Below are 7,521 nucleotides of genomic sequence, written 5' to 3' on the forward strand. Positions count from 1 at the left end.
GCCCGCTACAAGGGGCGGCTAGCAGGCGGCCTGGGTCACTCAGCCGGTACCAGCTTTTACCCGGGCAAGAACCTGGGCGCACTGGGCGATGCCGGTGCGGTGCTGACCAACGATGACGCAGTAGCCGACCGCGTGCGCATGCTGCGCAACTACGGCTCGCGGGTGAAGTATGAGCACGAGCAGGCCGGCGTCAACTCGCGGCTCGACGAGCTGCAGGCCGCCTTCCTGCGCGAGAAGCTGCGCGTGCTCGAGGGCTGGAACGAGCAGCGCCGGCACCTGGCCGGTCTGTATGACCAGGGCCTGCAGGGCCTCGACGGCCTGCGCCTGCCCACCGTCGCGTCGTGGGCACTGCCGGTGTGGCACCTTTACGTGGTCGCCACGCCCCAGCGCGAGGCGCTGCGCGCCCACCTGGAGCAGCGCGGCATTGGCACCGTCATCCACTATCCCAAGCCGCCGCACCTTCAGCCCTGCTATCCTGAATTCGCCAGCCGCGACCTACCGCTGGCGACTCGCCTGGCCGGCGAGGTGCTGAGCCTGCCGATGTCGCCCGATATGACCGATGCCGAGGTGGACCAGGTGGTTGGGGCTGTGCGGGAGTTCTTTGCCGGACCGCATTGATATGAGGCACCTTGCAAAGTACCTGGAGGTACCCGTCGTAGCCCTTCTGGACAAGTTCAGATCCGTCAAGCAGTTCGCATTCTTGGTGCACGAGCCGGCGATGCTCGACCACTACGCGGGCGTATGGAAGGCGCTGGGCAGAGAGCGGTTCGCCATCGTGCTGACTGAGCACTTCTACCTCGACGAGGCAGGGGCAGAGAAGCATGGTGTCGGTTCCTTCATGACGCATGTACGGCGCGAGGGCTACGAACTGCACCACGTGCGGGACATCGTGAGCCTAGGCATCCAGTTTCCCTATGTCGTGACTAACCACGTCATCTCGGGATACACGCCCAAGCGTCAACCGATCACGTCCGAGGACATCGATAAGAAGCGCCGCAACCGTTTGCAATTAGCACTTGGTGGACCGATTGCCTGGCGATTCGAGGTGGCGATAGACACCTACCTGCCACTGCAGATCGGCGACAAGCAGATTCGCTACATGTATGGTGCTGATTTGAGCGACGCATGGAGCTTGCAGCCCTGGAACGAGATCTATGACCTGTTCCTATGTCACGGCGTCAATGACGAACGGATCGTCTCACAGCGGTTCCACGGCAAGACCTTCATCATGGGCTACCCCCGCTACGACGCGTTCTTCGAGCCGGGGCTCGACGTGTCGCAGGTCAGAAAGGATTTTGGACTCGTCGAGGGACGCAAGACCCTGCTGTGGATGCCCACCCTAGGCGGCAGCGGCTCCTCGATTCCCATATTCGCGCAGCCTTTCGCTGCGCTATTCGATCGCTTCAACGTCATCGTCCGGCCGCATCCCCTGTCCTTCATTCAGGAGCCTGACTTCATCGCGCAGCTTGAGCGCTTAGGTTTCCGGATTGACCGTAATGCCACGCGGAACATGAACGAGTTGTACCGCGTCGCCGATGTGGTGTTCGCCGACTACGGGGGGACCCCGTTCTCCGCGATCTTCGTGGGCAAGAGTCTGATCTTTCTCGATGTCCCGGGAGGCGACGAGATGCCAATGAACGCCGACTCGACGGTGCTCGATCTGAAGAAGCGCTTGCCGGTGCTGGGCGCGCATGATCTCGCAACGCTTCCCGACCTGCTCGCCTCAGACGAGTTTTTGGACCGTAACCGACAGTGTGTGGACGAACTGTTTGGTACCTATTTCGGTGGCCAGCGAGGCGGCGGTTCCGCCAGGCTCGCCGACTACCTGCAACGCATCGACGACGTGATGACCCAAGGAAGGCCCAGCGCATGACAGAGAAGACTCAACAGGAACCCGGGCTGATTTGGGTAACCGGCTACTCCGGTGCTGGCAAGACGACTGTCGCCAAGATCATCGCCGAGCGGCTGCGCGCTTCGGGGCTGCCCGTCGTGTTGCTGGACGGCGACGACCTGCGGAGCATCCTGGGAGAAGCCTTCGGCCACGACCTGGAAGCTCGCAAGAAGCTGGCCTACGTGTACTCGCGCCTGTGCAGGAAGATCTGCGGCGACGGCGTCACCGTGGTGATCGCCACGATCGCCATGTTCGAGTCGGTGCGCGCGGAGAACCGCGCAGCCAACCGCCGCTACTTCGAGGTCTACCTGGACGTGCCCCACGAGGTGCGGGCCGAGCGCGATCCCAAGGGCATCTACCGGGCCGCCACCAAGCCCGGTGACGCGGTGCACCTCACGGCGGGGCTCGAGGAGCCACAGCACCCCGACATCGTCATCAAGAATTTCGGCAACGTGACCCCCGAGGCAGCCGCCGCCGCGATCCTGCAGAAGTACCTCCAGGGTCAGGAGTCCCAGGCGGCGCCGGCGCCTGCCCCCGCGGATGGACAAGGCCGGGCCGGCTACTGGAACGCCTACTACGAGAAGCGACGGGCTCCGATCAACCCATCGTCATTCGCGATCTTCTGCCATGAGAACTTCTTTGACAACCATTCACGGGTGCTTGAGTTTGGCTGTGGCAACGGACGTGACTCGTTCTATTTCTCCAAAAAGCATAAGGTTACCGCCATCGACCAGTCGGCGGTGGTGATCCAGGCGAACCGGCAGCGGACCAGCGACGAGGGCATCCTCAGCCTAGACTTCCTTGAGGGAAACTTCGGTGACGACATCCCAGGGCTTCCGGATTCGGTCGACGTCGTCTATGGTCGTTTTGTGATGCACGCGATGCCTATCGAGGATGAGGTGCGCGCGCTAAAGTGCGCCGCAAGACTACTGGCTCCGGGCGGCCGGATTTTTCTAGAGTTCAGGACCGACAAGGACCCTCTGATGCAGAAAGGCGAGATCGTCGGATCCAACGAGCGCTTCACCAATCATTACCGCCGTTTCATTAACTTCGACGAATTCTGTGATCGCTTGGAGACCTATGGATTTTCGATCGATTTTCGCCTTGAGCGCAGCGGGCTGGCCAAGCACGGTGACGATGATCCGACCGTGGGCCGGGTTATGGCGAAGAAGGTCGGCTGACGCGTGAGTACGATGCGGCCTGATCCGACAGTAGCCACGGATCCCCGCGAGACGATCCGCCGGTTAATTGATTCCGGTGACCTTGCAGGAGCCCTCGCGACCATAGAGTGTGTTGTCGACGACGTTTTCTGCGAGCCGCTGAACACAGCCGAGATCTTTGCGGACGCGGATCTCGATGCCGCCTGCCAGGCGATCGGGGCCGCCTCGCTGGCCCGGCTGGGTCCGGCGCCGGCGGTAACGCCGGGCGGGCCACCAGTGTTCATCGCCAGTATGCTGCAGCGCTCGGGTGGCCACACGGCCGTACTGGCCGACATCGCGCGGCACACGGGGCAGGGTGCCACGGTGCTGCTGACCGGCGTGGTGGGGCCCACTCATCTTGACGCGCTCGCCCACCTGTTCAGTGGTATCGAGCCCCTGCGCTTCGAGAAGGCGCCGCGTGGGAACCGTTTCGTCAAGCTCACCTGGCTGCAGAGCCGGTTACGGTCGCTGGCGCCTTCGACCGTCTGGCTGGTGAATCACCATGCCGACAGCGTGGCCGTGGCCGCTGTGCAGCCAGACCAGGGGTATGTGCTTAAGTACCTGCACCATGGCGACCACCATCTGTGCCTGGGTGTGATGCTGACCTTCGGCGAGCACTATGACCCGCACGCGATGGGGTTTCACAACTGCCGCGAGGTATTGCACTTGTCTGACAACCGCTACCTGCCGATGGCGGTGCCACCCGCACCCGATACGGCGCTGACTGCCGACCGTACTGGCCCTCTGGTGACCTGTACCGCTGCCGGCGCCAACAAGATCGAGCATGCCTACTGGCCGGCCTACGCCGACGTGGTGGCGCAGCTGCTGGCCGCCACCGGGGGCACCCACGTGCACATTGGCCTGCTCAGCCGGGCCTACCGCTGGCGCATGCAGCGTGCGCTGGCCCGCCACGGCGTGGGCCGGACGCGACTGCGCTACATCCCGTTCGTGCCCAGCATCAGCGGCGCGGTGCGCGAGCTGGGGGTGGACCTGTACCTGTCGTCGTTCCCTTATGCGGGGGCGCGCACGCTGGTCGAGGTGATGTCCGCGGGCATCCCCACGGCGACGCATGACCACAACGGCTCGCGTTTCCTGAGCGCCATGGACATGCTGCCCCCAGGAAGCTGCGTGTGGTCTCAGCCACAGGAGCTGGTCGCCTTCGTGCAGGCGGCCAGCCGCAGCGACCTGCAGGCGCGCGGCCGCCAGGCGTTGGCGCACTACGAGCGCTTCCACACACCGGCGGCCATGCACGCGGCGCTGATGGGCGACGACCAGGCCGGCGAGCTGCCACCGTCGCCACATGTGCACCGGCCCGACCTGCTGGCCCAGGCCCTGCGGCGCGCGCGCCAGGTGTCGATCGCCGGGTTGGTTAGCCGCTGGGTGCGCCGCTGGGCGCGGCGCCTGCGGGCCTCCCTGGCCTGAACTAGCGCTCGCTCATACTGTGCTGCATGGCGACAATGGCTCAACCATCAACGCCACCCTAATGTGTCGCCTTCCCCTTGGCTTACATCCTATCGGCTGCAAGCCCAGGAAAGCCACGATTAATGGGATTTTTCCATGGACTGTTCATGCATGCTTCCAGTAATTGATATTTCTCTAGTAAGTCACGGGCATGGCAAAATGGTGGGCAAGCTTGTGGCTGTGCTTCAATCTTTTCCGGAGGTTAGTCGAACCATCTTGACGCGCAATATCGCTGACACTGATGGAGTGGATGCGACAGATAGGGTTTTGCTTATTCATAACGCAACCCCCAAAGGCTTTGGTGCTAACCACAACGCCGCTTTTGCACATTCAACTGCGCCATATTTTTGTGTGCTCAACCCCGACATTGAGTTGCCTGTCAACCCCTTCCCAGCTTTGCTGGCTGCTCTAAACGCCAGCGGTGCGTCTGTGCTCGCCCCTGCCGTGGTGAACAGTGCGGGCAGCCCGGAGGACAGCGCCCGACGTTTCCCAACGCTTAGGCAGTTGGCTACCAAGCTGATAGGTGGCCACGATGGGCGTTATGCGCTGCAGCCCACCCAAGGGCCAACGCCTGTGGACTGGGTGGCCGGCATGTTCATGCTCTTCCGTGCCGAGGACTTTAAAGCCATCGGCGGCTTTGACGAAAAGTTCTTCCTCTACTACGAAGATGTGGACATTTGCACCCGCCTGTGGAAGGCGGGCCGCCCAGTCATGGTCTGCCCACAGGTGCAGGTGTTTCACGATGCGCAAAGGGCCAGCCGCAAGAACATGCAGTTCATGAAGTGGCACGCCGCCAGTATGGCGCGGTACTTTTGGAAGCACTGGGGGCGGTTGCCCAAAGGTGGTGCTGTTTGAAGGTGTTCATCACTGGTGCCTCCGGCTTTATAGGCCAAGCGCTCTGCACGCGCATGCTGCAACAAGCCGATACGCAGGTATGGGCAGCGGTGCGAGCTGTGCCGCCAAGCGGTTTACCCGCAGGTGTGACGCCGGTGGTGGTGGGCGACTTGGCCGAAGCCGCCATGCCATGGCCAGGCCTTGATGGGGCAAGCGTGGTGGTCCATCTCGCCGCCCGAGCCCATGTGATGCACGAGCGCTTGTCCAACCCCTTGGCCGAGTACCGCCGGGTCAATGTGCAGGGCACCGAAAACCTGGCCCGGCAGGCCGCGCAGGCAGGGGTCAGGCGGTTCGTGTTCATCAGTTCCGTCAAGGTCAATGGCGAGGTTACCCAGCCGGGGAAGCCATTTACCCCAGCCGATGCGCCCGCGCCGCAGGACGACTACGGCTTGTCCAAGCACGAGGCCGAGCAGGCGCTGTGGCAGGTGGCCCGCGACACAGGCATGGAGGTGGTAGTCATCCGTCCGCCGCTGGTGTACGGCCCCGGCGTCAAGGGCAATTTTGCGCGCATGGTGCAGTGGGTGCGCAAAGGGATGCCGTTGCCGCTGGGCGCAGTGCGCAACCGCCGATCACTGGTGGCGCTCGACAACCTGGTGGACTTGATCGCCTTATGCGCCAGCCCCGCGCGCTCGCCGCAGGCCGCCAACCAGACGTTCCTGGTATCGGACTGGGACGACGTGTCCACCACCGAGCTGCTGCGCCGGGTGGCCCATGCCTACGATGTGCCGGCACGCTTGCTACCGGTGCCGGCGGGTCTGATGCGCGGTGCCGCCCGCCTACTGGGCAAAACCGCCGTAGCCGACCGTTTATTCGGATATTTGCAGGTGGACGCATCCCATGCCCGCGACCTTCTGGGTTGGACACCCCCGGTGTCGATGGGCCAGCAGTTGTGCGAGATGGCGCGCCTGGATAATGCTCCGTGACGCAAGATGCCATGCCGATTGATAGACTTGGTATCTGGCCTTGACGCCTAAGGTGGTGGCTAAAACGCCCGAGGTCAATCGCCGCTGACGAATAAGGTACGTATGACGCGATCGCTGGATGTGGTGCTGTCGGTGTTCGGCCTGGTGCTGGGTGCCCCGGTGCTATTGTTGATTACATTGCTGGGGTGGCTGGACACCCGCTCGCCGTTGCTTTTGCAGCAGCGCGTGGGTCGCTACCAGAAGCCTTTTGTTCTGGTAAAGTTTCGTACCATGCGGCCAGATACTGCGCATGTGGCTTCGCACTTGGCCGATGCGAGCGCGATAACCCCCTTGGGACGTTTCTTACGACGCACCAAGCTCGATGAGTTGCCCCAACTGTGGAATGTGCTCAAGGGTGAGATGAGTCTGGTGGGCCCCCGCCCCTGCCTGCCGACCCAGACTAAGCTAATCGAGGCCCGTGAGCAGCTTGCCGTGTTTGCGGTGCGCCCGGGGATTACTGGTCTAGCCCAGGTGAGTGGTATCGATATGTCGACCCCTGAACGACTCGCGCAGACCGACGCACAAATGATTCGCACCATGAGCCTACGCCATTACCTGCGTTACCTTGTACAGACGGTATTAGGTAAAGGTGGAGGTGATGCGGCGGTTAAGCCCAGGGACAAGTTATGATCACGGCTTGGATTCACGTTCGCTGTCAGTTCCTCAATGCCCAATAAGCTGTTGTCGCTGCCAATTTCAGCCCGATCGTTTGCTGTCGTCGTGTTCGATATGCTTGCGATGGCGGTCGCTGTGGTCGGCGCTTACATGCTGCGCTTCAACTTTTTGATCCCTTCGGAATATTTCCCGAAAATTGGTTTGGGGTTGGCGCTTTTGGCGCTGACACATGGCATGGCCTGCTGGCATGCCGGGCTGTACCGTGGCATGTGGGTCTTCGCCAGCCTGCCTGACCTGAAGCGTGTATTGAAAGCGGTCGCGCTGTCTACGTTGGCGCTGGTCGTTCTTGTGGCGTTTGACCGTATGAGCGGCCCGGTCGTGCCCCGCTCGGTGCTGGTGCTCTATCCAATTCTGTTGCTGGTACTCATGGGCGGGGGTCGGGTCACTTGGCGCATGTGGCGGGAGCATCGTCTTTACGGCGACCTGCGTGCCGTGGGCA

7 protein-coding genes and 1 pseudogene are annotated in these 7,521 nt (G+C 62.5%); all 8 read left to right on the forward strand.

Annotated elements, in window-relative coordinates:
* On the forward strand, window positions 1-618 hold a 618-nt coding region (locus tag ACMV8A_RS15320; RefSeq protein WP_495326755.1), incomplete at its 5' end, for a DegT/DnrJ/EryC1/StrS family aminotransferase.
* A gap of 100 nt (window positions 619-718) precedes the next feature.
* Window positions 719-1,873: a CDP-glycerol glycerophosphotransferase family protein gene (locus ACMV8A_RS15325; protein ID WP_495326756.1), complete on the forward strand. Its 1,155-nt coding sequence runs from the start codon at window positions 719-721 to the stop codon at window positions 1,871-1,873.
* The gene (locus ACMV8A_RS15330; protein ID WP_495326757.1) at window positions 1,870-3,072 is read left to right on the forward strand and encodes an adenylyl-sulfate kinase; all 1,203 of its coding nucleotides are present in this window, start codon (window positions 1,870-1,872) and stop codon (window positions 3,070-3,072) included. Before ACMV8A_RS15325 ends, ACMV8A_RS15330 begins: the two co-directional genes overlap by 4 nt.
* Window positions 3,073-3,327: 255 nt before the next feature.
* Window positions 3,328-4,512: a hypothetical protein gene (locus ACMV8A_RS15335; RefSeq protein ID WP_495326758.1), complete on the forward strand. Its 1,185-nt coding sequence runs from the start codon at window positions 3,328-3,330 to the stop codon at window positions 4,510-4,512.
* Window positions 4,513-4,662: 150 nt separating this feature from the next.
* On the forward strand, window positions 4,663-5,406 hold the full coding sequence (locus tag ACMV8A_RS15340; protein WP_495326759.1) for a glycosyltransferase family 2 protein: 744 nt from the start codon (window positions 4,663-4,665) through the stop codon (window positions 5,404-5,406).
* Window positions 5,403-6,368, forward strand: a complete 966-nt coding sequence (locus ACMV8A_RS15345; protein WP_495326760.1) for a UDP-glucose 4-epimerase family protein — start codon at window positions 5,403-5,405, stop codon at window positions 6,366-6,368. The genes ACMV8A_RS15340 and ACMV8A_RS15345 overlap by 4 nt, the downstream gene beginning before the upstream one ends.
* A gap of 102 nt (window positions 6,369-6,470) precedes the next feature.
* Complete coding sequence (locus tag ACMV8A_RS15350) at window positions 6,471-7,037, forward strand: sugar transferase (protein WP_495326761.1); 567 nt, start codon at window positions 6,471-6,473, stop codon at window positions 7,035-7,037.
* Window positions 7,038-7,073: 36 nt separating this feature from the next.
* Window positions 7,074-7,521 (forward strand): annotated as a pseudogene (locus ACMV8A_RS15355) (polysaccharide biosynthesis protein); the annotation flags it as partial.

The sequence above is a fragment of the Sulfurivermis sp. genome (assembly GCF_059410345.1).

Coding starts and splice junctions, on each gene's coding strand:
- ACMV8A_RS15340 (WP_495326759.1), top strand. CDS start 4,663: ATGCTTCCAGTAATTGATATTTCTCTAGTAAGTCACGGGCATGGCAAA.
- ACMV8A_RS15325 (WP_495326756.1), top strand. CDS start 719: ATGCTCGACCACTACGCGGGCGTATGGAAGGCGCTGGGCAGAGAGCGG.
- ACMV8A_RS15350 (WP_495326761.1), top strand. CDS start 6,471: ATGACGCGATCGCTGGATGTGGTGCTGTCGGTGTTCGGCCTGGTGCTG.
- ACMV8A_RS15330 (WP_495326757.1), top strand. CDS start 1,870: ATGACAGAGAAGACTCAACAGGAACCCGGGCTGATTTGGGTAACCGGC.